Raw genomic sequence first — 25,108 nt, 5'->3', positions numbered from 1 at the left:
GGACTGACGCTCCTGGTAGTTCCTGATCGAGGTGACAGCTGAGGCCCATGCCCTGACGGAGCATGGGCCTCAGCTGTTTCCAAGGCTCCCGGATACGGCAGGGCTGCGGCGCCCGGCACTTAGCGGGCGATGATGACGTCGAGCTTCCGCGGGCCGTGGACTCCCTCGACGCGTTCGAGTTCGATGTCGCTGGTGGCGCTCGGGCCGCTGATCATGGTGAGCGGCCGGGTGCCGTCGATCCGGCGCAGGGCCTCCGGCAGGATGCCGGCGATGTCGGCGGCCTTTACAACGCAGATGTGGTGGTCCGGGACGAGGCTGATGGCGCGGCGGCCCTGGTTGGCGCTGCCGTCCAGGATGATGGTCCCGGTTTCCGCGACGGCGACGGCGCTGCCGGTCACCACGGCGTCGATGCCGTCCAGCTCGGCAACGGTCAGCGGCGCGGCGGTGGAATCCAGGTGGCGTCGGCTGCCGCCGGGCTCGTGGCCGGGTCCGCTGAGCCAGCCGGCGTCGATCCCTGCGGGCACCACGTAGCTGCGGGCGCCGGCGAGGAGCTCTGCGATCCGTGCCGGCACCTCGGCGGCGTCCACCACGGAGACCTGCGCTTTGTAGTCGATCAGGCGGTCCGCCAGCAGCCCGATCAGCGCCGCCTCGTCCAGTCCGGATGTTTCCCGGTACTGGCGCGGAATCTGCGGCGCCTCCGGGTTATCCTTCAGGGCGGTGCGGATCCGGCCGAGGATCTCCTCGCGTGCGCTCATGGCTGGTCTTCCTTGTTTTGTGACACGCTGTTTTCTGACACGCCGCCTTGTGACGGCGTGGCGCTGCCGGCGTCCGGTGCCCGGTGTTCCTTGGCCCACCAGTCGCGGAACGATTGTGACGGGGGCGCCGGGATGTCCCGGCTTTGCGTCCACCCTGCGGCGATACCGGGCAGTTTGGTGATTTTTTTATCGGGGCCGGCCGCCAGGCGGCCCAGCGGCAGCCCTTTTTCGAGCAGTGCAAGCCGTTTCCCGGAAGAGAATGCCCACGAGGCGGCCTTCATGCCCACGTCCATCTGGCTGGGAATTTTCTTCGTCCCCCGCTTGCTGTCGACGTCGACGCTGCGCAGGTGCACCAGGATGTCAGGGATGTTGATCTTCACCGGGCAGGCGTCGTAGCAGGCCCCGCAAAGGGAGGACGCGTAGGGCAGCGAATTGTTCTCCTCCGCCTGGATGCCGGTCATCAGCGGTGAGAGGATCGCGCCGATCGGTCCGGGATAGGTGGAGCCGTAGGCGTGGCCGCCGGTGCGCTCATAAACGGGGCAGACGTTCATGCAGGCGCTGCAGCGGATGCAGTGCAGGGCGGAGCGTCCCATCTCATCTGCCAGGGCAGCGCTGCGGCCGTTGTCGAGCAGCACCAGATGCATGTTCTGCGGTCCGTCGCCTTCGGTGACCCCGGTCCAGAGCGAGGTGTAGGGGTTCATCCGTTCCCCGGTGGAGGACCGTGGCAGCAGCTGCATGAACACTTCAAGGTCCTGCCAGGTCGGCAGCAGCTTCTCCACGCCCATGACGGTGATCAGCGTCTCGGGCAGTGTCAGGCACATCCGGCCGTTTCCCTCGGATTCGACGACGGCGAGGGTGCCGGAGTCGGCGAGTGCGAAGTTGGCGCCGGACACGGCGACCTTGGCGGTGAGGAACTTGCGCCTCAGGTGGCTGCGCGCGGCCATCGCCAGCACTGCCGGGTCGTCGGTGAGCTGCGGATCGGCGCCGGGCATTTCACGCAGGAAGATGTCGCGGATTTCGGTGCGGTTCTTGTGGATGGCCGGGACGAGGATGTGGCTGGGCTTGTCGTGGTCGAGCTGGACAATGAGTTCGGCGAGATCCGTTTCAAAGGCCGTGATCCCCTGCTCTTCGAGGTATTCGTTGAGGCCGATTTCCTGCGTCGCCATGGACTTGACCTTGACCACTTCGGTTTCCCCGGTATCCCGGATCAGTCCGGCGACGATTGCGTTTGCCTCGCCAGCGTCACGGGCCCAGTGGATCACCCCGCCGCGGGCCGTGAAGTTCTCCTCGAACTGTTCCAGGAGTTCGGGCAGGCGCGCCATCACGGATTCCTTGATGGCGGACCCCGCGTCGCGAAGTTGCTCCCAGTCGGGCAGTTCGGCAACCATTTTGAGCCGCTTGTCGCGGATGGTGCGGGTGGCGTGGCCGAGGTTGGCGCGCAGCTGGGCATTGCCGAGCTCGCGGTGCGCCGCCTTCGGGAAGGATTCGGAGGCGTGCAGGTTGCCCGTGCCGTAGACCGGGAGGGCGGGCATGCCCAGGAAGGTGCTCATCGCGCTGCCTTTCCGGTGGAGAGAAGAACATCGCCGGTGACGGACACCGGGGCCTCTTTGGTGCTGGCGAGTAGTTCGGCCAGGTGCAGGGTGGTCACGTCGCTGCCCTGGCGGGACAGACCGCCGCCGATGTGCATCAGGCAGGAGGCATCGCCGCCGGCGCACAGCCGGGCACCGGTCGCGGTGATGTTGGCGGTCTTGTCCTCGAGCATGGCTGAGGAGACATCGGCGTTTTTCATCGAGAACGTGCCGCCGAAACCGCAGCACTGGTCCGCCTCCGGCAGGTCCGCCAGGTCGATCCCCGTGACGCTGCGCAGCAGCCGGGCCTGCCGGTCCCCCAGCTTGAGCAGGCGCATGCCGTGGCAACTGGGGTGGTAGGTGACGCGGTGCGGGAAGTAGGAGCCGAGCTGCGCCCCGGCGTCGGTCACGCCGAGGACGTCAACGAGCAGTTCGGAGAGTTCGTAGGTTTTGGCGCCGACCGCGGCGGCCCGGGCTTCCAGGGTTTTGTCCCCGCAGGAGCGGGCCACCATCGGATGCTGGTGCTTGACGGAGGCGACGCAGGAGCCGGAGGGCGCGACGGCGACGTCGTAGTCCTCCGTGTCGAAGGCCGCGACGTGGTTGGCGACGACGGGGACCGCTTCCTTGAGGTAGCCGCTGTTGACATGCATCTGCCCGCAGCAGGCCTGGTCGGACGGGAACACGACCTCGTGCCCCAGCCGCTCCAGAATCTTCACGGTGGCCCGCGCTGTGGCCGGATACATCGCATCGACGATGCATGTGGCGAACAAGGCAATTCTCATGACAGCCCTTTCGAGGAGGCTAGGAGACTGAGGTCTGACCATAGTTCACCACGTAGCGCGTGCCACTTTCAAGGGCGGGATAAAAGTGGCAGGGCTCACACTCTGGCCATAAACGCGCTACACTTCACCGGTCTGACCATAGTGGTCGGACCAGCACTCCCCTGTCGTCCCCTCAACGTGGAGGAACTCCGTGGACAACTTAGCCGTACTGGCTCTTCTCGCATTAGCGCCGATCCTTGTGGTCGGCGTCCTCCTGGCCGGCTTCCGCTGGCCGGCCAAATACGCCATGCCCGTTGGCTACGTCATTGCGGTGCTGGTGGCGCTCTTTGTGTGGCGGATGGATTTCACCGGGGTGCTCGCCGCCTCGATTGAGGGCCTCATCACCGCCGGCACCCTGCTCTACATTGTGTTCGGCGCGCTGCTGCTGCTCTCCACCCTCACCGTGAGCGGCGGAATGTCCGCGATCCGGGCAGGGTTCAGCAACATCTCCCCGGACCGCCGCGTTCAGGCCATTATTATCGGTTGGCTCTTCGGCAGCTTCATCGAAGGCGCCTCCGGCTTCGGCACTCCCGCGGCCGTTGTAGCCCCGTTGCTGTTGGCCTTGGGTTTCCCGGCCATGGCCGCCGTGATGGTCGGCCTGATCATCCAGAGCACGCCGGTGAGCTTCGGCGCCGTGGGCACTCCCATCCTCGTCGGTGTGGGGCAGGGGCTCGGCGGTGACCCTTCCGTTGCCGAACGCATCAGCGTTCTGGGCCTGACGATGCCGGAGTTTGTTTCCTCCATCGGATTCCAGGTCGCGTCGATCCACGCCATCGTGGGCCTGCTCATACCGTTGATCATGGTCTGCATGCTGACGGGGTTCTTCGGCCAGGAGAAGCGCTTCCGCGACGGCCTGGCCGTGTGGCCGTTTGCGATCTACGCCTCCGTTGCCATGACCATTCCCTCCGTCCTTACCGCCCGGTTCCTCGGCCCGGAGTTCCCGTCGCTGTTTGGCGGCCTAATCGGCCTGACGCTCGTCATGTACACGTCCAGCCGCGGATTCCTGATGCCCAAGGAAACCTTTGACTTCGGACCGCGAACCAGTTGGCCCAAGCGGTGGATGGGTACTCTCGAGCCGGCCAAGGCCGCCGACATGTCTGCGCCCATGAGCCCGCTGCGGGCCTGGGCTCCCTACGTTCTGATGGGCCTGCTGCTCGTAGCTACCCGGGCGATCCCCGGGCTCAAGAGCTTCCTGACCGGACTGGCCATCCCGGTCAAGGACATTCTCGGCACCGGCATCAGCACCAGCATCCAGCCGTTCTACCTGCCGGGCTTCGTACTCATCCTCGCCTCGGTGTTCGCGTTCTTCCTGCACCGGATGAACGGCAAGCAGATGCTCCAGGCGGTCAAGGTCTCGGGCAGCCAGATTGTCGGCACGGCGGTGGCTCTGCTCTTCGCGGTTCCCCTGGTCCGCGTCCTCATCCAGTCCGGTCCGGAACTGAACGCCTCCGGGCTCTCCAGCATGCCCGTCACGCTGGCCGAAGGTGCAGCCGCGATTTCCGGCGGATCCTGGCCGCTCATCGCGCCGTGGGTTGGCGCCCTGGGCGCGTTCGTGGCCGGCTCCAACACGGTGTCGAACCTCACCTTCGCGCAGTTCCAGTTCTCCACCGGCGCCCAAATCGGGGTCCCCCCGGAGATGGTCGTGGCGGGACAGGCTGTGGGCGGCGCCGGCGGCAACCCCATCGCCATCCACAACATCGTCGCCGCATCCGCCACCGTGGGCCTGTTGGGCAGGGAAGGCGATCTGCTGCGCAAGACCATCCTTGTCACCATGTACTACTCCCTTGCGGCTGGAATCATGACGTTCCTCTTCATCCACGGGTTGGGCTTCAATGCCGGCACCATCATGCTGGTCCTGCTGATCGCCGGACTTGCACTGCTGGTCCGGTGGATGCTCAAGCAGAAGCCGCATCGCGAAGCGAACCAGCCCGCAGACCAGGCAACCCGGTCCTGACGGGCCGGAACTGAAACCTGTCTGCACCTTTGCGTAAGGTGGTCCGGTGGATGCTGCCCCGGCGTCCAGCCGCTCCCGCAATAACGGGTGCGGGCCTGCCACAGGCCCGCACCCCCGGAAGGATGCCGTGACAGCCGCAGAAGCAACCCCCCGCCGTCGCACCTACGACGTGCTCCTGCATGACATAGAAGCGGACCTTCGCTCGGGCAAGATCAAGCTCGGGGACCGGCTTCCGGGCGAACGCACGCTGGCCGAAAGCTACGGGATTTCCCGGGCGTCAGTGCGGGAAGCCATCCGCATTCTGGACGCAATGGGCGTGCTGCGCAGCTCCGTCGGATCCGGTCCCACCGCCGGGGCAATTGTCATTTCCGATCCCTCCGCGGGCCTGTCGTCCGCACTGCGGCTGCACGTCGCCAGCAGCCGATTACCGGTGAAGGACATCGTTCAGACCCGCATTCTGCTTGAGACCTGGTCCGCCCAAACGGCAGCAACCCGCACCGACGCGCAGGAGGAACTGGAGCAGGCATCCCGGCTGCTGCACGCCATGGACAATCCGCAGATCGACCGGGATGCGTTCTATGAACTGGATGCGCGGTTCCACGTCGCGCTGAGTTCCCTCGCCGGAAACGCGGTGGTCACCACCATGATGGAATCCCTCAGCGGATCCATCGTCGGCTACATCAAAGGCGCGATGGACGCCATGGAAGCCTGGCCGGACGTCTTGTCAGCGCTTCGGACCCAGCATCACGGGATCTTCGACGCCGTACAGGCACACGATGGGGAACTCGCGGCCCGCCTGCTACGCGAGCACATCGAATGGTTCCACCAGAAGGCACGGGAAGCGACCGTCGGCCAAGCCGCACACTGAACTGATCCCAAGGGGCTTCGCTGCGCCCGGGAGGCAGGGCCAGCCCGTAATCGCGCAATTTTGGGCGCTAACCCCGGTGGGGGTACCCGAGGTGGCGCTTGATGTCATCGAGTTCCGCGCTGAGCTCTTCGACCTGCAGGCTGAATCTCGCAAAGTCGGCCTTACGGCGCTGGGCGTCCCGGTAGCTCACCACGAGCGTCACCAGGCCCAGGGGCACGGCGACAACCAGGGCCCAGCCGGCTGCTGCCAGGAATTCCACGGCGACCGGGAGCGAGGCCCGGATATCGGTGAATTCATTCATGCCGTCCACTACTCCGTTCAGGAGCGCCTCCAGGGATCCCAGGAACTGTCCAACAACAGGGGTATCAGCCAGCGAGGGGGCCTCCAGCCGTTCCTCCACGCCTCCGCCCCAGCGTGAATCTCCGAGATGGGACAGGACGTAGACGCCCGCTGCGATGTTCGCCACCGCAAACACCAGCACGGAGCCGAGCGCAGCCGCGTGAACGCGGCGCGGCCGCCAAAAACACAGCAGCAGCCCTGAGGCAATGGCCAAGAGCCAGGTCAGGGACTTCAACCACTCGCCGCTTACGCCGCTCAGAATGTCCACAGCACCGCCCCTTCCTGGACTCCCTTGGCAGGCTACCGTGTTTACCTCCGTCCCCGGTGCGACACGTGTGACCCCTGCGCGGTCGGTGGGACCGCGGGCATGTGCCAGCCGCGAGCTTCCCCGACATTCACAGTGGCATCCCAGCTGAAGATGACAGCATGGTGACATGACTCCTGCTCAAGGTTTTCCCGGCTTTTTCCGGCGTCCCCAGCCCATCAAACCCTCGGCCGGTCAAGAATCGGTGTGGGACTACCCGCGGCCGCCAAGGGTCGAGCCGCGATCCGAACGGGTTATCGTGCGGCTTGGCGGGCAGGTGATTGCCGACACCACCGATGCAGTGCGCGTCCTGGAGACGAGTCATCCGCCTGTCTACTACCTGCCATTGGCCTCATTCCCTGCCGGTGTACTCGTCCCGGTCGAGGGCACCAGCTTCTGCGAGTTCAAGGGAGCAGCGCACTACTTCGACGTCGTTGCCGGCGGAGTCGTCGTTCCCCGTGCCGGGTGGACCTACCCGGAACCCACCCGGGGGTTCGAGGCGCTCAGCACCCGGGTGGCTCTCTACCCGGGACACATGGACTCCTGCGAAGTCAACGGCGAGCAGGTGGCCTGCCAGGAAGGTGACTTCTACGGCGGTTGGATCACCCCGCAGATCGTGGGTCCGTTCAAGGGTGGCCCGGGCACGGCCGGATGGTGAACACATCGCCCTTGCGCCGGCAAGACTCGGGCACGGGTGACCCTGCCTGTCGAACTCCCTGCAATGCCTAATCCGTAGCACTTGATCCGCCGGTCAAAGCTCCGGTGCGTGCTCCTCCGGCAGCGCGCCCTCATCCTCGGGGTGACGCTTGAGGTTGAGCAACGCAAGGGCCAGGCCGCCCCACACTGTGAGGATGGCAATGATCATCATGGTGACTGCGATGGGTGTCATCGTGCTGTCTCCTCTTCTTCCTCGTCCACCATGGATTGATACTCCGGGTCATGGTGGGCCTTGGATTTGCGGCTCCAGGGGATGAACGTCAGTGCCAGCGCCAGGACCACGAGGCCGCCGGCCATGCCCCAGCCGAACAGGCCCACAAACCATGCGGGATAGCCCTCATAGGTGGTGGAGATCTTGCTGATGAATTCGTTGGACACCATGTAGATCAGCGCAAGCGGCACCACACCGGCCACCAGCACCATCCACGTCCGGTGCATCTTGATTGTCGAAGTGCGGTTGAGGTGGGCTGACAGCAGGGGAAGCTTGCGCAGGAACCATGCCAGCACCACCACGGTCACCAGCGCCCCGAGCGTGATGCCAAAGCTGTTGACGAAAGCATCGGCGGTGTCCAGGAGGTATAGGCCCGTTGCCGTCGGGAAGAGGGCCAGCGACACGGCCGCGACCAGCCCGCTGACCACCACTGACGCCTTGACCCGCCCCCACGCCAGCTTGTCCTGCACCGCCGCCACAATGACCTCCAGGACCGAAATCAGCGATGTAACCCCCGCGAAAACCAGGGATCCAAAGAACAGCACCCCCATGAACGCCCCGAACGGCGCCTGGGAAACAATGGTGGGGAACGCTACGAACGCCAGCCCGATGCCTTGGGTAACAACATCGTTTACGCCTGCTCCGGCGGCCTGGGCCATGAACCCCAGTGCGGCGAACACGCCGATGCCGGCCAGGATCTCGAATCCCGAATTGGAAAAGGCGACCACCATGCCTGAACCGGTCAGGTCGGTCCTGCGCTTCAGGTAGGAGGAGTAGGTGACCATGATGCCGTACCCCACCGAAAGCGAAAAGAAGATGTGTCCATACGCCGCAGCCCACACTGACGCATCGGCCAAAGCGGCCCAGTCGGGGGTGAAGAAGGCGTTGAGCCCCTCTGCCGCACCTGGCAGGAACAGCGATTGGACCACGAGCAGCAAGAACATCACCATCAGCAACGGGAGCAGGATCGAGTTGGCGCGCGAGATTCCCTTGCGGATTCCGGCCACCATGATGATGATGACAGCGGTCCAGATCAGCAGCAGCGGGAAGAAAACGGACGGCACGTAATTGAAGCCGACACCGGGCGCCTCGGAGACCTTGAGGAAAGTCCCGAAGAAGTAGCCTTCGGCGTTGTCCCCCCACGCCTCGGTGAAGGAAAAGATGGTGTACATCAGGGACCACGCGACAATCACCGCATAATAGGCTGCGATGACGAAACAGACCAGCACCTGCCACCACCCCAGCGGCTCGGCCGCCCGGTGGAGCCGGCGGTAGGCAAGCGGGGCCGAGCCGCGGAATTTGTGCCCCACGGCATAGTCCAGGAACAGCAGGGGGATGCCCGCCGTCAGCAGCGCCACGAGGTACGGGATCAGGAAGGCGCCGCCGCCGTTGTCATAGGCGATGTACGGAAAGCGCCAGATGTTGCCCAGCCCCACAGCTGAACCGATGGCCGAAAGGATGAACAGCCTTCGCGTGGAAAATGTCTCGCGCTTCACTGGTGCGGCGCGGGAAGAGGACGGGCTGCTCATCCCGTCACGCCCCACACAACGGTTGTTAGATTTATGCTGCGGCGCTGGACACCGCGCTTTTCTGGCCGGTCCATGTGGGCTCGCTCTCGGATGAAGGTGGAAGTCCGATTCACTGGCTATGCCGCGACTTTACTTTTACCTTCCGTTTCATGGAAGACCCGGTTTTTCCGCCCGGCCTTTCCCCAGGGAATTCCGTCCTACCGGGGGATCCGCGAGGCTCCCTAAGCATCATCGGCTAGCCCGCTGACACATCGATCAGTACCTTGCCGACGATGCTCGCTTCCACCGCCGTGTGGGCCGCGGCCGTGTCAGCCAGGTCAAAGCGGTGCAGCGGCAGACCCGCCGCTTCTCCCACCGGAAGGGCGCCGTCGGCGATGGCCGCATTAATGTCCTCGGCGGCGGCGTGCACCGCGGCCATGCCAACGGTGTAGAGCAACACGAACTGGTAGCGGACGTTGAGGCTGAAATGCCTGCGCACGTCCAGGCTCACCTGATCGCCGCCGTTGTTGGCGTAGACCGCGACGGAGCCGCGGTTGCGGATCACAGCCAGGTCGAGTTCCGCGTTCTGCGCGGGCGCCAGCTCCACGATCTGGTCGACGCCCCCGGGAGCGATCCGGCGGATCTCCGCGGCCGCGTGGCTTTCCCGGTAATTGATGACGTGATCGGCGCCGGCGGCCGTGACCAGCGCAGCCTTCGCCGGTCCGCTCACGGTCGTGATCACAACGGCGCCGGCCCACTTGGCGAGCTGGATCGCCGCATGACCCACAGCACCGGCGCCTCCAGCGACGAGAACTACCTTGCCGTCCAACGCTCCCGGGTGCAGCCGCCGCGGGCCGTCCTCGGCGATGGTCAGGGCCCGGTGGGCGGTGACCGCAGGAACACCCAGGCTTGCGCCGAGGTCGAACCCGGCGTTCTGCGGCAGCGGAAAGACCCGCTCGGCCGGCAGGACGGCGAACTCCTGCGCTGTCCCGCCGTCGGCGCGCTGGTAGGCGGCTAAGGCCAGCCAGACTCTGTCGCCGACGTGGAGGTGCTCGACGCCGGGTCCGACGGCGTCCACCACTCCGGCGCCGTCTTGGTTCGGCACAACCTCCGCGAAGGGCAACGGCTCGCCCGGTTTGGCGCCGCGGCGCGACTTCCAGTCGGTGGGGTTCACCGCGGAGACCATGATCCGAAGGCGGACCTCCCCGCGCCCCGGGTCACGGATCTCGCGGTCGACGAGTTCGAGAACAGACGGATCGCCGGTGGCACGGTACACGATTGCTTTCATACTCAGACCTAACACCGCCCCGGACCGGAAATTCCCGCCGGGCGCCGGACCAGACGCGGGCAACGGACCCTCCTGGCCGCAGAACCCGCCACATCCATCGCCGGGTCTTGAGTCGTTGGCTGCGGTCGCCATACAGTAATGGCGAACGACAAGCACTTCAGGAGATGACATGTCCCTCGTCCGCGTGCATAACTTCTCGGTCTCCCTCGACGGCTTCGGCACCGGCGAGGGCCAGCAACTCGACGCTCCGTTCGGTCACGCAGGCTCACGGCTCATGGAGTGGGCTTTCGAGACGCGCACCTTCCGCGAGATGGGCTTCCACGGGGAGTCGGAGGGATCCTTCGGCGTCGACGAGGCGTTCGCCAGCGCGTGGGGGCCCGGGATCGGTGTGGAGATCATGGGGCGCAACAAGTTCGGCCCTCAACGCGGTCCCTGGGAGGACGAGGAATGGAAAGGATGGTGGGGCGATAACCCCGTCTTCCACACCCCTGTCGTCGTCCTGACCCACCATCCCCGGCCGGTCCTGGAGATGGAAGGCGGAACAACCTTCCATTTCGTGGACGCCGACCCCGCCTCCGCGCTCGAGCGGGCGCGGGCCCTGGCTGGCGACCTCGACGTCCGGATCGGCGGCGGCGTCGGCACGGTTCGGCAGTTCCTCGAGGTTGATCTCATCGACCACATGCACATCGTCCTCGTCCCGATTGTCCTGGGCCGGGGCGAACGGCTCTGGGATGGACTCGAAGGACTCGAACAACGCTTCGACATCGAGGCGACACCTTCTCTATCCGGGGTTGTCCATCTGGTCTTCACCCGTCACACGCCCCGGTAGCCCGACGTCGGAACGTTCGCCTAGGGACTGTCTGAAGAGGGTCCCTCGTCCGCCGGCCGGCCCGGCGCAGCAGACTGGCATCGTTTTCCCGGTCTAGGTGCCGGCCACGATGCGCCCGACGATCATGCGCATGATCTCGTTACTGCCTTCGAGGATCTGGTGGACCCGCAGGTCACGGGCAATCTTTTCCAGACCGTATTCGGAGAGGTAGCCGTAGCCCCCGTGCAGCTGAATGGCGCTGTTGGCGACGTTGAACCCGGCATCCGTGGCGACCTGTTTGGCCATGGCGCAGAGCTTGACGGCGTCGGGGGCGCCGCGGTCCAGTGCGTCCGCTGCCCGCCAGAGCAGCGTCCGTGCGGTGACCAGTTCGGTTTCCATGTCCGCCAGCTGGAACAGCAGCGCCTGCTGGTTGATCAGCGGGCCGCCGAACGCCTGTCGTTCCTTGAGGTATGCCACCGATTTATCCAGGGCGGTCTGGCCACCGCCCAGGGAGCACGCACCCATGTTGATGCGGCCTCCGTTGAGTCCCTTCATCGCGCTTCCAAAACCGCTGCCTTCCTCACCGAGACGGTTGGCCACCGGAACCCTGACATTGTCGAAAATCACCTGGCGGGTTGGCTGGGCGTTCCAACCCATCTTTTTCTCGTTCGCCCCGAACGAGAGACCAGGCGCGTCCGCCGGCACGACGATGGCAGTGATGCCGCGGTTTCCGGTGTTGGCCGTACGGGCCATCACGATGTAGTAGCTGGATGTTCCCGCCCCGGAGATGAATTGTTTGACGCCGTTCAGCACGTAGTCCTCGCCGTCGCGCACTGCCTTGGTGCTCAGCGCTGCGGCGTCGGATCCGGCGCCGGGTTCGGTCAGGCAGTAGCTGCCCAGCGCCTCCATGGAGGCGAGCTGCGGGACCCACTGGGCGCGCTGCTCGTCGTTGCCGAACGAGTCAATCATCCATACCACCATGTTGTGGATGGAGATGTATGCGGCAATCGTCGGATCGGCCTTGGCCAGTTCCTCGAAGATCAGCACCGCGTCGCTGCGCGTGAGGCCGGAGCCGCCGAATTCCTCCTGGACGTAGATGCTGCCCATGCCCAAGGCGCCTGCTTCGCGCAGCACGTCCACGGGAAAGTGTTTGGTCTCGTCCCATTTCGCGGCGTTCGGCGCAAGGGCCTCGTTGGCGAATTCGCGCACCATCTGGACCAGCGCCTGCTGGTCCTCGTTGAGTTCAAACATACCCAGTCCTCCGAAGTATAGATTTTGACTCAATGTAGTCTGAAGTCCCGCTAATTACTAGGACTTCCTACTATATTTTCGACAAATCCCCTTGCGGGCCCGCGGCACGGGCACCCGCCCATCACCAGTTTCATGGCGTCCGCCGCACGACTGAGGAAACCCGGGATCACCGCCCGGCGCCGGGCGGCAGGTCTTCCCCTCACTCAGCACGGCCGCCCAGCACATCCACGTGCACGTGGTCGAGGTGACGCAGGATCTCGTTACCGGGGTCAGGCGCGGCGTAGTCCTGCCACTGACCCCGGGAGCTGCGCGCGCTCCAGAACCGGTCGTCGAAGATAACGAACTGGATGTCCTGGTCCCCGGCATGAGCCACGAGCCAGTGGGCCAGTATCCACCCCTCACGCCGGTTCTCCTCCGTCACCGGGCGGAAGAAGATGTCGATCGCCCGGCCGTCATAGTGTGTCGAGTCCGCTCCGTGCCCCTGGCCGACGCCGCCCGGCGCGTACCCGCCCAGGCTCTGTTTGTCGAACACCCCGGTCATGGCCTCGAGCAACTGCTGGGCGCGGGGTGTCAGACCGGTGGCACCCGGCTGCTCCTCCCTAAGGTCGCTGGAGGCTTGTCCCCGACAGCTCAGGCTGGCACCGGCGTCTCCGGGTGGCCCGTCGGCCAGCCGCTGTAATACCGCTTGGTCGATGCCGGAAGTGTCCGGTGCCTCTGCCCCACGGGCCATGAGCGCCACCGCCGTCGTGGCCAGCTGCGCCTCCTCGCGGTGGAGCTCGATCTTTCCCTCCGCGGTTTCGACCGTGCATGCCGGGCCCCCTCGCAGCGGACCGTCCTCGGCGAGCAAGCCGTTGAGCAAGCCGGGCCCGAGGAGGACCAGAACTGACGCGAGCATCCCAAGCAGGACAAGGCCCGCGAGCAGCCGAATGGGGCGGCGCCGGACTCCATGGGTATCGTTGGTGGTCATCACGGGTGCAAACGTGCACGCCGCACGCAGACCTGGTGGCTGCCGGTAGCGGCCGGCTCACCGGCCGGTGCCGATGCGGGGACTTCAGCGTCGATCACGGCGGTCTTGCTCATGATGAGGCGGCCCTTTCGTTGGCAGCGGTTCTTCAGTTGTAGCAGAAGTGCGGTCGATCTTGCCCGCTGCATGTAACGACGTCCCACTGCTATCAGCTTCAGCCATATCCGCCCTCGGGGCTGCCCAGAAACCTTCGGTTGTGTGGCTGGAACCGGCGAGCCGATCGATGTTGATGTCGTCGATGTCGCGGCCGACGACGACTGCAGGAAGGGCGGCGGCAAAGGGTTTTGCAGGTCCAGCGAGTGGCGGTAGTCGGTGTGCAGGCGCCCAGGACGGCGGATACCGGCAGACCGGCGGCGGTTGTCCCCCGACAACAGAAGGAAGATCATGACTGACCAACCAAACCAGGTCGGCGGAGTACCCGACCCCGGCTGGGGCGATGCGGCCCCGTTTCTATGGCTTTGGCTGAGTGTGCGTGGGCCGGTGCGGCAGGCTGCCGCGGCTGACGCCGGGCTGTCAGGGCAAAGGGGAAGCCCCATCAGCAATGCTGGAGGGGCTTCGACTTTTGATTCCGTTATGACGAACATCATCTTTAAGAGGGTGCACATCCCGAGATCTCCGCGGCAGCTCACCCGCGGCCCGGGACCAGTTCACCGAAACGCCCATCGGCCCGACCGCTGTTGAGCGGCGAGCGATCCGGGGTTCCGCATGCACGGCCTCGCCAGCGGCCTGTGTCAGCTAAACGGTGACCCGACGTTCGTTGTTCGCTGGAATGTCGTTGTCCTGCTGCCTCTCAGATGCCTGCGTTAGCAAGAACGTGGCAATCGCTCCGAGAACGACGACGACGAAGGCCACCAGCCCCAAAAACCCGGAGGACCCGAGCAACGGCGCGTTGAGACCGGCCGTCCCGATGACGGCCAGGCAGAGCACAGCGGCAACAAATCCGCGCCGCCTCCGCACGGCATTTCCCGTGACCCGCCAGCGAACGCTGCCCAAGGTGACCCCGATCAGGACCACCACGTTCAGCGACATCCCGACCCAGACCGGATGGATCCCAAGGTGGAACTTACTCGGAGACCATCCACCCAGCTGGTACCAAATCAAACCTGCCGCAAAGCCAACAAGCATGGCCGCAAGTGCCGCGCGGCGAGTTGCCAGCGGCCAGAAGAACGCTGCAAGAACCGGCGCCAAAGTCGCACCGTTGCGAAGAGTCCAGGCCAGAACGTTCCACCAAGCGGACTGTTCTGTGCGCAGGAAAGCGAAAACGATCATCAGGACAGTCAGCAGGACCAGGGACCAGCGGGTGTAACGGATCAAATCCTGTTCGCTGGCGCGCGGGCGCAACGCGCTTCCCACATCGCGGCCCAGGCTGGTGGCGCCGGAGAACTGGCAAGGTCCCGCCCAGCCGAGAGCGCAGGCCCATATTCCTAAGAAGAAGACGCCGGCAAGCGGCGCGGGAAGAACCTGCGCGATATAGACGGGAACCGCCACCAGGGGCAGGTTCTGATTAGGTACGACGACGGCGGCTGCGGTGCCCAGCAGAACGCCGACGACGATCAGCGGGATGCCAAAGCTCGCGGCCATGAATAGACCCTTGCGTCCCTCCTCCGGCGTCCGGCACGACATCGTCATTTGAAAAGCGGCTTGGGCCAAGATCACGTTCACGATGAAGGTCCCGAACCAGGCAGCGATGAGGGTGGGACCGGCGCCGTAAAGATCAAGCATTCCCGGCCGTTCAAGGGCGAGGTGGCGGAGCCCTGCAAAGCCCGGATTGATCAGGAACGCTGCCACCCCAACAATCAACATGGCGACGAAGACGAAACAGTTCATGGTCTGGGTGAAGGCGACGGCCCTCATCCCGCCAGACCAGAGGAAGACCAGCAGAAGCACAGCCGTGACGATGATAGAGGCGTAGATTGACAGGTCGGTGAAGGCGTGGAGGGCCGAGGCGAAGGCGATGGCTGTGGCGACAGACCACATGGGAAAGGTGAATGCCGTAATGATGCCAGCGACGGCCTGCGCCGCCCGCCCAAAACGGTCACCGATAATCCCCGTTACGGTCACGACCAGCTTCTCGCGCAATGGTTTCACCAGGAGCAGCGCTATCAGCAAGACCTGGACCGTTTCGGCCACGCCATACCAGACCGCTGAAATTCCCGTCCTGTAGCTGAGCTCCATGATGGCGATATAGGAGGAGCCGGAAAACAGTCCGGTGATGCAGAAAGCCACGGTCCACGGGCTGAACGTGCGGCCGCCGACGAAAAAGCCTCCGTTGCCTTCCCCCGCGGCCGCCCGGCGCTGAACATAGCGCCCACCGATGGCAAGGAGCAGGGTGTACCCGACTGCCAGGCCGATCGTCCAGAGTCCGGGGGCGGTCATTCGCTGGCCTCCACGGCTGGAAGCGGCCCCACGGAGAATTCCCAGAGCAGGTCCACGGGAACGCCGGCATCACGGAGAAGGTTCAGCGCGGGGCAGCGTTTTTCCACCTGTGCTCGGAAGCCGGCGAGCGAGGCCTTTGGTTCCGGCGTCACTACCCGGATCCGGAGAGTGTAGTCATGGAAATGCGGCGACACCTCGGCAGTGCCGTGGAAACCGCGAGAATCCATGAAGGCAACAGATTCGGTTTCTACTTGCTCGAGCCTGATGCCCAGTTCCTTGGCGACCGTCTCAATGACGACCGTGATGCAGCCGTTCACCGCTCCGGCGACGACCTCCATCGGAGTGGGGGCCTGGTTGGTGCCGCCCACCGCAATGGGCTCGTCTGTGCGGAAGCTAAACTTCCGCACCTGGACTTCGGTCGTCATTGAGCCCTGCCAGGAACCGGCGGCACGCACCGGTTTCATCCAGGGCCGGGGCACCGTCACCGCCAGGTCGGCGGCGGGCGCGGGGACAGACACTGCGTTCATCAGATCACTCCATCGGTCCTGGCGGTAGCACCCTACGGAGCAAGCCTTCCGGTCTGGCCTGCGAGGTCAGACCGCGTCCCACGGCTTTGCCCCTTGTTATCACCGGAACCCACGGAAGGTCCCGGTGACCAGGGTTGCTGCGGCGTCATCGATCCAGGTCTCTCGGCCGCTCGGGATGGTCAGTACACGCCACATAACGGCATATCCGTACCGGACACCAAACCGCGCCGTAATAAACGACTCACAACCGATGAAGGGGCCGCGCTTTTCAAACCCGTCATCCAATGACTTGGAACAGCAGCCGGCGGTGTGTCATCGAGGCCGGTTCCACGACTGCTGCCAGCGGTGCCTGAACTGCGGCCGGCCGCTACGAGAGCCTTTAACGGCCGCCGTCGTCACTCCGCACTCGGTCACCGGCTGCCCAACGACGCAGCAGGCCCAGAGCCTATCGTGGCTTGTCAGCATTGGCGGCCTGCGCAGCGTGCGAGGACGGGTCCATGAACGAGGCGCTCTACGTGGCAATGAGGACCGACCCGATCAGGGCGGTCCCCAGGGAGGCCCGAGGTTGGTGGCCGTGTTCTGGAGCCCGCCGACCTCCGCGCTCTGCGAGTCCGGCACCGCGGAAACCGTGATGGCCCCCAGCTGGGACGACAGTGCCCCCAGCGCTCCAACACCACCGACAGGAACAGTGGGATGGTGAAGAACACGCCAGCCTGAATGAGGAATTGAGCGAAGAACACGCTGAGCCCGCCGATGAGCAGCCACACCGCCGGGGAGAGGCCGAGGACCGTTGGCGCGCCGGGCTTGGGCTGCACCCAGCCCCATTCACCCGAACGAAGCACACCGTAGACAATCATGCCCAGTCCGACTATCGACAATGCAGAGCCCCAGTAATCGAGCCTGACCCTGGCCGGTGGGTCGTCTTCGACCCTGCGCAGGACCGGCAGGATGGTCAGCACGATGATGACTTCTCCGACGAATACATATCGCCAGGATGCAAAGGTGGTCACTGCCGCCAATGATCGGACCTGCAGCGACGGCCATGGCACCTGCTGCAGCCACCAGCCCGTTATGCCCCGGCACGGCGTTCGGGCGGGAAATTGGCCGCAACAAGCGAGACGACCGCGGGCATAACGAGTGCTGCACCGTCGCCTTCCAGAAGGGACCAGCCCAGAAGCAGCACCCCAAGGTCTGGCGCAAGCGCCGTCGTCAGCGAACCGGCGGCATAGATGATCAGGCCGAGGGCAAACGCGCGACGGCGGCCCAAGATGGTTCCTACCTTGCCTCCGGTGATCATCAGTGAGGCCATGACGAGCGTTTACAGGGTAATGGCCGTTTGGATGCCGGTGATCGTCGTGCCGAGGTCCGCGGCCACGGCCGCCATCGAAACATTCATCACCGAACTGTCGACAGTCATCAGGAACTGGCTGGCCGCCAGCACCGCCAGGACCAGACCGGAGCTGGTCCGAGCAGTTGTCGTCGGCCCGGCACTCATAGCCCCTGCCAATCCAGCCGGGAGGACCACAACAAACGAGGCCGCCTGACTCACTGGCCTCATTCACGTTGACAAAGACGGCCTCGTCCGTTGGCACACAGTATCCTTGTCTGCAAAGCCCGGGGACAACACCTGGGCAGGCTCACTAGGTCCTCCAACGCGTTACTCCGGGCTGCCCAAATCGATACGGGCCTCAGAAATTCCACCATTGTGCGAGACAACGGATTGACCACGGGAGGTAACGATGAGCTCCGTGGCTTTCGAAGGCGAAGAAATGCCGGCGCCCAGGCAGGGGTTGTGGCTTTCGGGCCCAGTCCCTGCGGCGACCGGGCCGCGTACACCACATACTATTGTTTGCTTTCTGACGGGACGCTCGATGGATCTGCAAGACCGTTCAATTCTGCCCACGGGGCCCGGCGGCGGTAGCGGTGCGACGCTGGCATTGCAGCTGGCCGCACGTTCGGTCAGACTCAAGCTCGTGAGCCGACGGCGCGGTCCCCTGGACGAGGTAGCCGCGGCGGTGCGGGAACGCGGTGGTGAGGACCCAGCCAGAGTGGACCGGACGCTTTTGGCCCGCAAAGGCGCCCTGGAGGAAGCCCTTGCCGGCCATTCCAGCCTCTGACCCCCTTGTTGGCGAAGACCCTCGCTGCAGGAGACCGCGCCGTGACGCCGCGTCCGTGAGGGGACAATGGCGGTGGCCGGCCCTTGCGATGTTCGCCGCCGGTTACGGGGCGAACCAGTTCGTTCCCCTGCTCGCGCTCTACCGCCGCACCCTCGCCCTCACGGACGCGGATGCGACCGCCGTGTTCGGCGTCTACGCTTTGGGCCTGATCCCTGGTCTGATCTTCGGCGGAAGGATCAGCGACAGACGGGGACGGCGTCCAGTGTTACTGGCCTTCACCGCACTGTCGTTGCTGGCTACAGCCGTCTTGATGACCGGGCAGTGGGGTACGGCCGGGCTGTACGCAGGCAGGCTGCTGACCGGGCTGGTCTCCGGAACGGTCTTCACGGCCGGCACCGCCTGGGTAAAGGAGCTCTCCGGAGACGAACGTGCCGGTGCCGGCGCACGCCGGGCGGCGCTGGCGCTGACAGCGGGGTTCGGTATCGGCCCGCTCGTGGCCGGTCCGTTGGCGCAGTGGGGGCCGGCGCCGCAGGTCCTGCCCTACATTGTGCACCTGGCCCTGGCCGGGAGTGCCCTGCTGATGCTCCCGCGCGCCCGGGAGACTGTGTCAGGTGCCAGGAAATCAGATCCTCCGGGTCCTTTGCTGCCGCCGTCGGCCTCCTCGGCGCGGTTCCGCCTCGTGGTTGTGCCGCTTGGGCCTTGGGTTTTCGGCAGCGTCACGCTGGTCTTCACCACCCTTCCGGGGCACGGAACCGGACCCACGGGTGTACTCGGTGTGGCTTTTCCCGGACTGCTCGCCGCCGGTGCCCTCGCCGCGGGCGTGGTCTCCCAGCGTCTGGGCCGGCGCCTGTACGAGGCCGGGGCGGCCCGCGGCAGCACCACCGCCGCGGTAACAGGCCTTGGCATTGTGGCTGCGGGCTGCGCCGCGGCAGCGTTCGCCACCGCCTTCCCCGGGATTGCCACCGCGGCCACGGCGGCCCTAATACTAGGGGCGGGCTATGGAATATGCCTTATTGTCGGGCTGCGGGAGGTCGAGGAAATCGCTGCGCCCGAGCAGCTGGGCGCGCTAATCGCCTTGTTCTACAGCCTCGCCTACTCCGGACTGGCGGTACCATTCCTGCTGGCCCTCATAGCCCCGACCATTGGCTACCCCCAGGCCCTGCTCTTCACCGCAGCCGCCACCACCCTCACCATGGCCGCCGTATTCTTGTCAGGACAGAAAAGTTACCGGGCCCGACCCGAACGGAACAACACCTGACCTCCGGTTTTGCATAGGCCCGCGGTACATGCGCCCTGTGACCGGGTGGGGTCATCCTGAGCGGCAACGCCGCGGGCACCGGGGACGCGATCGTCCAGGAGCTCCGGGACCACGTCAGCAAAGAGACCGTGCCGAACGCCAAGCCCAAGACCATCCTGATAGTGCCCGAACTGCCCAAGACCCGCTCGGGCAAAATCATGTTGGCTGCTCAAGGACATCGCGGAGGGAAGTGGGCGGCGCCAGCACCTTGGCCGACAACACATGGCCACGATCGTCCAATCACTGAAGAAATAGCCCCACCCACCCGCAAAGAACGCGTAGCAAGGGATAGATAACAGGCGCGCCGCAATCCCAGGGATGCGCCGCACGGGGGAACGGGTATCCCTGGCCGGAAGGGCGGTGGACGTTCATATCGACAATGACCTATGCCGACACGACGGGCATTGTCGAAGATGTCATGCCCGACTCATCCCGACAAACATCCGTAGGCAGTTCCGTTCGCCTGCGGGTGCGCATATGCTCGGCACACAGCTACCACCAGCGGGAGCTGCAAACTAGGAACAACCAGGGGATTCACCTTCGAAGGAGAATGATCATGGATGCGGAAGCGAAAGTCCTTGTCGGGGTGGACGGTTCGGAATCGTCCATCCAGGCGCTCCGTCTGGGGGCGCAGCTGGCGCCGGCCCTGAACGCCACCATCGTCGCTATTGCCTGTTGGGATTTTCCGGAGATTTACGCCGGATATGTCCCACCCGATTTCGCCCGGTTTGAAGCGGCTGCGGCGAAGACTCTTGCGGACGCCCTGGAAAAGGCGTTCGGTGAGGAGACTCCGGAAAGACTCACCTCGCAGCTGGTCCGCGGACCGGCTGCGGCGAAGCTCGTGGAAGCGGCGGCCGGCGCTTCATTGCTGGTGGTTGGACGCCGGGGCCATGGGGGTTTCCTGGGCATGCACCTCGGCTCCGTGAGCTCTGCATGTGTTGCCCACGCGGACTGCCCCGTCTTAGTGCTGCATGCCGAAAGCAGCCACCGCTCCCATCATCTATGGAAGGGCTCCAGGGCGAAAGGAGAGACCCCCGAAAAAGCCGGGATTCCACCTCTCAAGCCGTGAGACACGGCTTCTGACAGGACCGGGTCCCTCTCATTTCGCCGCTCCGTCCACTCGGTTGCCGGATTGGTCGAACTCGTGGTCCAGCCGATAACCGGCGCCTCTGCGCTCTCCCCGCCGTTGGCGGAAAACGACAACGAATACCGGATCCACGTGGTGTTTTATGGCCCCGGAAATCCCGCGCTCACCTGTCCTGTCGAGCATGATTGAGGCTGAACTCGTGCTCTGCGGGAGCCAGGTCCCGCGCACCCTCGCCCTCCCCCGATCCGGCCGCGTGGGCGTTCACCGACGACGTCCGTCGCCGACCACGGTCACCCCAGGTTCCAGCACTTGAATTCCCGCCACTCCCCCGAAAACCTCCGCAGTCCGGCCCAGTCCGGCCGATATACGATCCGATCCGAAGCTCAGGGTGTGCACACTGTGCACACACCCTGATTTTGCCCATTTTGTTGCCGGCCCAAACGTCTGCCGTGACAGTGCGGGCAACGACAGTTTCACGCTGCACGTGATGGCTCCGCTCTGGCCTAATGTTCTCCGAAGCGTCGGTGACGACTGCTATCAGATACCCACCGAGGTGGCATTGCACAGTTTGGGAGTGGACATGAGTCATGGCTGTTCGTTCCTCCTTTCCGAACATCTCATAAGCAAACGGGTACGTAGCTGCATGACCCGACACTCACTGGCCGCCCTTGCAGAAGTGGGGCACCCAAGGCTCTGCGTTGCGCCGTTACTTAAGCCTGGGGATGACCAATCCGAGCGTTTCGGCCCCTTCGCTTGCGTGGTCTGAGGTGGAGATGCCGTCTTACCGAGCTTCGTGACAGCTCGGGTCCGGGTTTCCTTGAGGGCATCTGAGACAACAATCTGTACCGGGTTCGTGAGACATTTTTGAGCACGTTTCCTCGAAAAACGGGAACCGCAAAGCAGATGTAGTATGACCTATAGTTCGCGAGACTGGCGGACGGCTACGCCAACAACACCGAAGTGAGTGTTGGATCCGCCGTGAACACATGGCGAAGACACCGTGAATTGCGGCGTGTGCGTTGAAACCCGCGTCCCCCGGCACCGTAGCGTCTCGATCATGATCACACCCAATCATCGTTTCCGCAATGCTGCCATCGCCGCCCTGGCCGTGACCCTGCCGGTTGCTTTCCTTGCCCCCGCCGGTGCCTCCACGACGGCGCCGGGCACCGCACTCCACGCTGCTGCCGTCACCCCAGACCCGTCCGCCAAACTCGATCTGGGTGCTCCAGGCCTCCCGGAGTCCCTCACCGTCACCACCCTGGCCCCCGGCCTGACTCGGACATCCATCACCCGGGGAACCCCCAACCAGGACTTCTTCTGGACCGCTGAGATTGCCGTTCCGTCCACCTCCCCGGATCCGGACGCGCCGGCGTCAGCGCTGTCCACCCAAACGCAGGCCCAGAAGGTCGCCGACAAGCTCAACGCCGCAGGCGTTGTTGCCCGCGTCGAACATGTCCAGTCACCGCAGCTGGCCGACGCCGGAGGGGATCTCGGCTACCGCGTGCGTGCCGGACACTTCACGGCCAAAGCCGACGGCGCCGCGACAGTCGCTCAAGTCAAGGCGGCCGGCTACAAATCCTCGGTGATCTACACCGGCTGGGACGGCGACGAAAACTCCAGCGAGAACGACCATGGGCCCTGGAAGCTGGAGGTCCTCACTATCGACCCCAAGGAGTTCCGGCGGCGACCTCACGTCCTCCTTCGGCCCCAACCTCGAGGACCGGGAAAAGACCAGCCAGCTCGCGGCGGCATCGGGCGCCCTCGCTGCGACCAACGGCGGCTACTTCGTCATGGACCCTGCCGCCGGAGCCCCGGGCGATCCCGCAGGCGCGGCAGTACACGACGGCAAGGTCCTCAGCGAGCCCGTCGGGGACCGGCCCTCCCTGGTCATCGGCGCCAAGAACGAGACCTCCATCCAGCGACTGCGCTGGCACGGCACAGTCACGGCCCCCGGCAACACAGCAACGCTCGCTCTGGACGGATTGAACCGGGTGCCGGGCCTCATCCGCAACTGCGGCGGCACCGACGACACTCCGACGAACCCGCCGCTGCACGACTTCACCTGCACCGACGCGAACGAGATCGTCGCCTTCACCCCTGACTTCGGCGCCTTGACACCGTCCGGTCCAGGACTTGAAGCCGTCCTCGACGCCCACGGCACGGTCACCGCCGTGAACAACACCCGGGGCACCGCCGTCCCGGCCGGCGGCCACACCCTGCAGGCGATCGGAACCGACGTCGACAAGCTCGCCGCCCTGGCTAAACCCGGCTCCAAGCTCAAGGTAGAGACAGACCTCCTCAACGAGGGCGGAAAGCTCCTCAAGACCAGCGCCACCACCGACGTTGTCAACGGCGGACCCACACTCGTCCAAAACGGTGAGCTCAACGTGACCGCCAGGCGCGACGGCATGGTCCGCACCGACGACAGCAACTCCTTTTTCTACGGGTGGGTGCACAAGCGCAACCCGCGTACGATTGCAGGCGTTGACGCCCAGGGCCGCACCCTCCTGGTCACAGCCGACGGGCGCCAGACGACGTCCCTCGGACTGAGCATCAAAGAAGCCGCCGACGTGGCCCGCTCACTGGGCATGGTTGACGCGATCAACCTCGACGGCGGAGGATCAACCACCATGGTCCAGGACGGCCAGGTCGTAAACTCCCCCTCCGACGAAACCGGTGAACGCCCGGCCGGAGACGCACTCCTCATTTTGGCCGGCCGCAAAGGCTAGGCCCGGTCGAACCCCACCCACGGCACCTGTTGTCGCGGGCGGGGTCTTCTCCGTTGACCCAGCCGGAACTCGCACCAGAGCGGGTAGTGGTCAGAGATCCGCCAGGACACTTCGCTGCGGGTGAGCCCCCGGTAGATGTGCGGGATGAAGTCGAAGGATCCGGCCCGCTGCCCGTAGGTCAGGCCCCGGAGCAGGGAAGTGCCGTCGGGTTTGGAGAACCAGGCGAGCTGGTCGTAGAAGTGCCGGGTCTTGTCGTCATCGAAAATCGTCCGGGGGCGGCGTTCAGCTCCGCAGGCGGCCAGAGACCCGTGGAGATGAAGGCTTCGTAGAGCGGGTCGCCGATCCGGTCCAGGCTGAAGTCGCCGAGGACGATGAGGTTGGAGTTCCAGTCGTTGGGCCGGACGGCCCAGTCACGCATCCATTGGGCGAAGGCGGTGATCTCAGGTAGGCGCTCGGCGGGTTTCTTGCCCCACAGGATGTGGACGGAGGCGAGGGTGAATTCCACGCCGGCCCGGGAGAAGCTGGCGGTGTACGGGGTGCGGGCGAACTGGCGCTTCGGGTCATCCCCGAGCGGGGTAAGCACGATCTCCCCGACCAGGCCCGAGGGCTGGACCCGGTTGCTCTCGTACAGGAACGCGAGGCGTTCACCGTTGCCGGCGGATCCTTCGGTGACGTCGGAGATGATGACCTGCCAGTGCGGGCCCAGGGTCGCCATAAGCCGCTTCAGGGCCACGGGTTTGCGGCGGGACTCCTGGACGGCGACGACGTTGAACCGGGTGATCACCGCGGCCAGGCAGGCGCTGGCATGCCAGTCACGCTTCGGTGAGTCCTTGGGCCCGGCCAGCCACTTGGCGGTCAGGTCGCCCAGGGCACGGATGTTCCAGGTCCCGACTAGGAGGTTCGAATCGGTCCGGGCGGGAACAGCGGCGGCCAGCGCTGCCTGCAGCCGGTCCAGTCTTCGGTTACTGCTGCCGGCGGCTGCTCAGTCATGCCTCCATGCAAGCAGACGCGCGGCGGGATGCCAGCAGGCGCACCGGGGACGGAAACTCTGGCACCTACTTCGCCTCAGGTTCAGCCCAAATTCCCTCGGCCCTCCAGTGACTAGAAGGCGAAGCCGACCGCAACGCCGCCGCTGTACCCGCGGCTCAGGTCGACCGTGGCCGCTGCCGCCCACCACGTCTGGACGGCTCCGATCGGCACCCGAAGGGCGGGCACCTGGAGGTTCGGTCCAGCCAGTCCAGAGACAGTGGCGTTCGCGATGCTCAGCGCCATGCCGTCCTGCGGGGACGGGTTCCCAAACGCTTCCATGACGGGGGCGAGGTGCTGTCCGATGAGCCGGTCCCGTTCTTCCACGCTTTTACTCATCTTGCGCGCCTCCCGGGATTCAGCCACTTGCCGGTGGTAGTCCCAGTAGGTGATGTTCATGAACTCGGCCGTGCTCACCGAACGTCCCTGGACGACCCAACCGCCGACAAGGAGAAAGATGTCGGGGCACTTTTCGCCCCGTTCGGCCGCATCCAACAGCGACTGCAACCGACCATCTGCCTGAATTCCCACGT

The 25,108-nt window shown here is 65.2% G+C and carries 24 protein-coding genes and 2 pseudogenes; 10 read left to right on the top strand and 16 right to left on the bottom strand.

Features of this window, described 5'->3' with window-relative positions; all coding sequences use genetic code 11:
- Positions 1 to 119: 119 nt before the first annotated feature.
- Genes ASPU41_RS14570 through ASPU41_RS14560 form a run of 3 tightly spaced genes read right to left on the bottom strand, consistent with a single transcriptional unit; the run spans position 120 to position 3,105 of the window.
- Positions 120 to 755 (bottom strand): LutC/YkgG family protein, encoded by a 636-nt coding sequence (locus ASPU41_RS14570; protein ID WP_069951519.1) that lies wholly within the window; start codon positions 753 to 755, stop codon positions 120 to 122.
- Positions 752 to 2,305 (bottom strand): LutB/LldF family L-lactate oxidation iron-sulfur protein, encoded by a 1,554-nt coding sequence (locus ASPU41_RS14565; RefSeq protein WP_069951518.1) that lies wholly within the window; start codon positions 2,303 to 2,305, stop codon positions 752 to 754. Before ASPU41_RS14565 ends, ASPU41_RS14570 begins: the two co-directional genes overlap by 4 nt.
- Entirely contained in the window at positions 2,302 to 3,105 is an 804-nt protein-coding gene (locus tag ASPU41_RS14560) for a (Fe-S)-binding protein (RefSeq protein WP_069951517.1), read from the bottom strand. The genes ASPU41_RS14565 and ASPU41_RS14560 overlap by 4 nt, the downstream gene beginning before the upstream one ends.
- Positions 3,106 to 3,295: 190 nt before the next feature.
- Here ASPU41_RS14560 and ASPU41_RS14555 point away from each other — a divergent pair, with 190 nt between their 5' ends.
- Together ASPU41_RS14555 and ASPU41_RS14550 are read left to right on the top strand one after the other, a co-directional pair.
- Entirely contained in the window at positions 3,296 to 5,098 is a 1,803-nt protein-coding gene (locus tag ASPU41_RS14555; RefSeq protein WP_069951516.1) for an L-lactate permease, read from the top strand.
- Positions 5,099 to 5,225: 127 nt separating this feature from the next.
- Positions 5,226 to 5,966 (top strand): FadR/GntR family transcriptional regulator, encoded by a 741-nt coding sequence (locus ASPU41_RS14550; RefSeq protein ID WP_069951515.1) that lies wholly within the window; start codon positions 5,226 to 5,228, stop codon positions 5,964 to 5,966.
- 67 nt (positions 5,967 to 6,033) lie between these two features.
- Here ASPU41_RS14550 and ASPU41_RS14545 read toward each other — a convergent pair whose 3' ends face one another.
- On the bottom strand, positions 6,034 to 6,573 hold the full coding sequence (locus ASPU41_RS14545) for a hypothetical protein (protein WP_069951514.1): 540 nt from the start codon (positions 6,571 to 6,573) through the stop codon (positions 6,034 to 6,036).
- Between the two features lie 166 nt (positions 6,574 to 6,739).
- Between ASPU41_RS14545 and ASPU41_RS14540 the strand changes: the two genes are divergently transcribed.
- Positions 6,740 to 7,267 (top strand): DUF427 domain-containing protein, encoded by a 528-nt coding sequence (locus ASPU41_RS14540; RefSeq protein WP_197515668.1) that lies wholly within the window; start codon positions 6,740 to 6,742, stop codon positions 7,265 to 7,267.
- Between the two features lie 93 nt (positions 7,268 to 7,360).
- On the opposite strand, the gene ASPU41_RS22140 is transcribed toward ASPU41_RS14540, so the two are convergent.
- The 3 genes from ASPU41_RS22140 to ASPU41_RS14530 form a co-directional block, all read right to left on the bottom strand.
- Positions 7,361 to 7,498 (bottom strand): methionine/alanine import family NSS transporter small subunit, encoded by a 138-nt coding sequence (locus tag ASPU41_RS22140; protein ID WP_083266534.1) that lies wholly within the window; start codon positions 7,496 to 7,498, stop codon positions 7,361 to 7,363.
- On the bottom strand, positions 7,495 to 9,066 hold the full coding sequence (locus tag ASPU41_RS14535) for a sodium-dependent transporter (protein ID WP_069951513.1): 1,572 nt from the start codon (positions 9,064 to 9,066) through the stop codon (positions 7,495 to 7,497). The genes ASPU41_RS22140 and ASPU41_RS14535 overlap by 4 nt, the downstream gene beginning before the upstream one ends.
- Positions 9,067 to 9,301: 235 nt before the next feature.
- Positions 9,302 to 10,333: an NADPH:quinone reductase gene (locus tag ASPU41_RS14530; protein WP_069951512.1), complete on the bottom strand. Its 1,032-nt coding sequence runs from the start codon at positions 10,331 to 10,333 to the stop codon at positions 9,302 to 9,304.
- A 169-nt stretch (positions 10,334 to 10,502) separates the two neighbouring features.
- On the opposite strand from ASPU41_RS14530, the gene ASPU41_RS14525 reads away from it, so the two are divergent.
- Positions 10,503 to 11,162, top strand: a complete 660-nt coding sequence (locus ASPU41_RS14525; protein ID WP_069951511.1) for a dihydrofolate reductase family protein — start codon at positions 10,503 to 10,505, stop codon at positions 11,160 to 11,162.
- A 93-nt stretch (positions 11,163 to 11,255) separates the two neighbouring features.
- On the opposite strand, the gene ASPU41_RS14520 is transcribed toward ASPU41_RS14525, so the two are convergent.
- The 7 genes from ASPU41_RS14520 to ASPU41_RS23475 all read right to left on the bottom strand — a co-directional run bounded on the left by ASPU41_RS14520 (position 11,256) and on the right by ASPU41_RS23475 (position 17,814).
- Entirely contained in the window at positions 11,256 to 12,392 is a 1,137-nt protein-coding gene (locus ASPU41_RS14520) for an acyl-CoA dehydrogenase family protein (protein WP_069951510.1), read from the bottom strand.
- 199 nt (positions 12,393 to 12,591) lie between these two features.
- Positions 12,592 to 13,359, bottom strand: a complete 768-nt coding sequence (locus ASPU41_RS14515; RefSeq protein ID WP_069951509.1) for a hypothetical protein — start codon at positions 13,357 to 13,359, stop codon at positions 12,592 to 12,594.
- Positions 13,359 to 13,802: a hypothetical protein gene (locus tag ASPU41_RS22135; RefSeq protein WP_157357015.1), complete on the bottom strand. Its 444-nt coding sequence runs from the start codon at positions 13,800 to 13,802 to the stop codon at positions 13,359 to 13,361. The genes ASPU41_RS14515 and ASPU41_RS22135 overlap by 1 nt, the downstream gene beginning before the upstream one ends.
- Positions 13,803 to 14,151: 349 nt before the next feature.
- The gene (locus ASPU41_RS14510) at positions 14,152 to 15,792 is read right to left on the bottom strand and encodes a sodium:solute symporter family protein (protein ID WP_069951508.1); all 1,641 of its coding nucleotides are present in this window, start codon (positions 15,790 to 15,792) and stop codon (positions 14,152 to 14,154) included.
- Positions 15,789 to 16,319 carry an OsmC family protein gene (locus ASPU41_RS14505; protein WP_083266532.1) on the bottom strand — a complete coding sequence of 177 codons (531 nt, stop codon included), beginning with the start codon at positions 16,317 to 16,319 and terminating at the stop codon, positions 15,789 to 15,791. Before ASPU41_RS14505 ends, ASPU41_RS14510 begins: the two co-directional genes overlap by 4 nt.
- 1,069 nt (positions 16,320 to 17,388) lie before the next feature.
- On the bottom strand, positions 17,389 to 17,628 hold the full coding sequence (locus ASPU41_RS23480; RefSeq protein WP_069951507.1) for an MFS transporter: 240 nt from the start codon (positions 17,626 to 17,628) through the stop codon (positions 17,389 to 17,391).
- Positions 17,629 to 17,637: 9 nt separating this feature from the next.
- Positions 17,638 to 17,814 carry a hypothetical protein gene (locus ASPU41_RS23475; RefSeq protein WP_231941087.1) on the bottom strand — a complete coding sequence of 59 codons (177 nt, stop codon included), beginning with the start codon at positions 17,812 to 17,814 and terminating at the stop codon, positions 17,638 to 17,640.
- A gap of 376 nt (positions 17,815 to 18,190) precedes the next feature.
- Between ASPU41_RS23475 and ASPU41_RS22720 the strand changes: the two genes are divergently transcribed.
- The 6 genes and pseudogenes from ASPU41_RS22720 to ASPU41_RS14480 all read left to right on the top strand — a co-directional run bounded on the left by ASPU41_RS22720 (position 18,191) and on the right by ASPU41_RS14480 (position 23,549).
- The gene (locus ASPU41_RS22720; RefSeq protein WP_157357014.1) at positions 18,191 to 18,436 is read left to right on the top strand and encodes a hypothetical protein; all 246 of its coding nucleotides are present in this window, start codon (positions 18,191 to 18,193) and stop codon (positions 18,434 to 18,436) included.
- Positions 18,437 to 18,491: 55 nt separating this feature from the next.
- Positions 18,492 to 19,694 carry an MFS transporter gene (locus ASPU41_RS14490; protein ID WP_157357013.1) on the top strand — a complete coding sequence of 401 codons (1,203 nt, stop codon included), beginning with the start codon at positions 18,492 to 18,494 and terminating at the stop codon, positions 19,692 to 19,694.
- 50 nt (positions 19,695 to 19,744) lie between these two features.
- Positions 19,745 to 19,980, top strand: a pseudogene (locus ASPU41_RS22125) (AMP-binding enzyme); the annotation flags it as partial.
- A gap of 309 nt (positions 19,981 to 20,289) precedes the next feature.
- The gene (locus ASPU41_RS14485; RefSeq protein ID WP_069952714.1) at positions 20,290 to 20,802 is read left to right on the top strand and encodes a universal stress protein; all 513 of its coding nucleotides are present in this window, start codon (positions 20,290 to 20,292) and stop codon (positions 20,800 to 20,802) included.
- 1,075 nt (positions 20,803 to 21,877) lie between these two features.
- Positions 21,878 to 22,348 (top strand): annotated as a pseudogene (locus ASPU41_RS23470) (SPOR domain-containing protein); the annotation flags it as partial.
- A gap of 103 nt (positions 22,349 to 22,451) precedes the next feature.
- The gene (locus ASPU41_RS14480) at positions 22,452 to 23,549 is read left to right on the top strand and encodes a phosphodiester glycosidase family protein (RefSeq protein WP_231941085.1); all 1,098 of its coding nucleotides are present in this window, start codon (positions 22,452 to 22,454) and stop codon (positions 23,547 to 23,549) included.
- Between the two features lie 178 nt (positions 23,550 to 23,727).
- On the opposite strand, the gene ASPU41_RS14475 is transcribed toward ASPU41_RS14480, so the two are convergent.
- Both ASPU41_RS14475 and ASPU41_RS14470 read right to left on the bottom strand, forming a co-directional pair.
- The gene (locus ASPU41_RS14475; RefSeq protein ID WP_069951504.1) at positions 23,728 to 24,333 is read right to left on the bottom strand and encodes a hypothetical protein; all 606 of its coding nucleotides are present in this window, start codon (positions 24,331 to 24,333) and stop codon (positions 23,728 to 23,730) included.
- A gap of 317 nt (positions 24,334 to 24,650) precedes the next feature.
- Positions 24,651 to 25,106, bottom strand: a complete 456-nt coding sequence (locus ASPU41_RS14470) for a hypothetical protein (RefSeq protein ID WP_197515667.1) — start codon at positions 25,104 to 25,106, stop codon at positions 24,651 to 24,653.
- Positions 25,107 to 25,108: the final 2 nt, after the last annotated feature.

This window comes from Arthrobacter sp. U41, from assembly GCF_001750145.1.
Classification (GTDB): Bacteria; Actinomycetota; Actinomycetes; order Actinomycetales; family Micrococcaceae; genus Arthrobacter.
This window is presented reverse-complemented; position numbering and strand designations above follow the sequence as displayed.

Coding starts and splice junctions, on each gene's coding strand:
- ASPU41_RS14570 (WP_069951519.1), bottom strand. CDS start 755: ATGAGCGCACGCGAGGAGATCCTCGGCCGGATCCGCACCGCCCTGAAG.
- ASPU41_RS14565 (WP_069951518.1), bottom strand. CDS start 2,305: ATGAGCACCTTCCTGGGCATGCCCGCCCTCCCGGTCTACGGCACGGGC.
- ASPU41_RS14560 (WP_069951517.1), bottom strand. CDS start 3,105: ATGAGAATTGCCTTGTTCGCCACATGCATCGTCGATGCGATGTATCCG.
- ASPU41_RS14540 (WP_197515668.1), top strand. CDS start 6,740: ATGACTCCTGCTCAAGGTTTTCCCGGCTTTTTCCGGCGTCCCCAGCCC.
- ASPU41_RS22140 (WP_083266534.1), bottom strand. CDS start 7,498: ATGACACCCATCGCAGTCACCATGATGATCATTGCCATCCTCACAGTG.
- ASPU41_RS14535 (WP_069951513.1), bottom strand. CDS start 9,066: ATGAGCAGCCCGTCCTCTTCCCGCGCCGCACCAGTGAAGCGCGAGACA.
- ASPU41_RS14530 (WP_069951512.1), bottom strand. CDS start 10,333: ATGAAAGCAATCGTGTACCGTGCCACCGGCGATCCGTCTGTTCTCGAA.
- ASPU41_RS14525 (WP_069951511.1), top strand. CDS start 10,503: ATGTCCCTCGTCCGCGTGCATAACTTCTCGGTCTCCCTCGACGGCTTC.
- ASPU41_RS14520 (WP_069951510.1), bottom strand. CDS start 12,392: ATGTTTGAACTCAACGAGGACCAGCAGGCGCTGGTCCAGATGGTGCGC.
- ASPU41_RS14515 (WP_069951509.1), bottom strand. CDS start 13,359: ATGACCACCAACGATACCCATGGAGTCCGGCGCCGCCCCATTCGGCTG.
- ASPU41_RS22135 (WP_157357015.1), bottom strand. CDS start 13,802: ATGATCTTCCTTCTGTTGTCGGGGGACAACCGCCGCCGGTCTGCCGGT.
- ASPU41_RS14510 (WP_069951508.1), bottom strand. CDS start 15,792: ATGACCGCCCCCGGACTCTGGACGATCGGCCTGGCAGTCGGGTACACC.
- ASPU41_RS14505 (WP_083266532.1), bottom strand. CDS start 16,319: ATGAACGCAGTGTCTGTCCCCGCGCCCGCCGCCGACCTGGCGGTGACG.
- ASPU41_RS23480 (WP_069951507.1), bottom strand. CDS start 17,628: ATGGCCTCACTGATGATCACCGGAGGCAAGGTAGGAACCATCTTGGGC.
- ASPU41_RS23475 (WP_231941087.1), bottom strand. CDS start 17,814: ATGAGTGCCGGGCCGACGACAACTGCTCGGACCAGCTCCGGTCTGGTC.
- ASPU41_RS22720 (WP_157357014.1), top strand. CDS start 18,191: ATGGATCTGCAAGACCGTTCAATTCTGCCCACGGGGCCCGGCGGCGGT.
- ASPU41_RS14485 (WP_069952714.1), top strand. CDS start 20,290: ATGGATGCGGAAGCGAAAGTCCTTGTCGGGGTGGACGGTTCGGAATCG.
- ASPU41_RS14480 (WP_231941085.1), top strand. CDS start 22,452: ATGGGCCCTGGAAGCTGGAGGTCCTCACTATCGACCCCAAGGAGTTCC.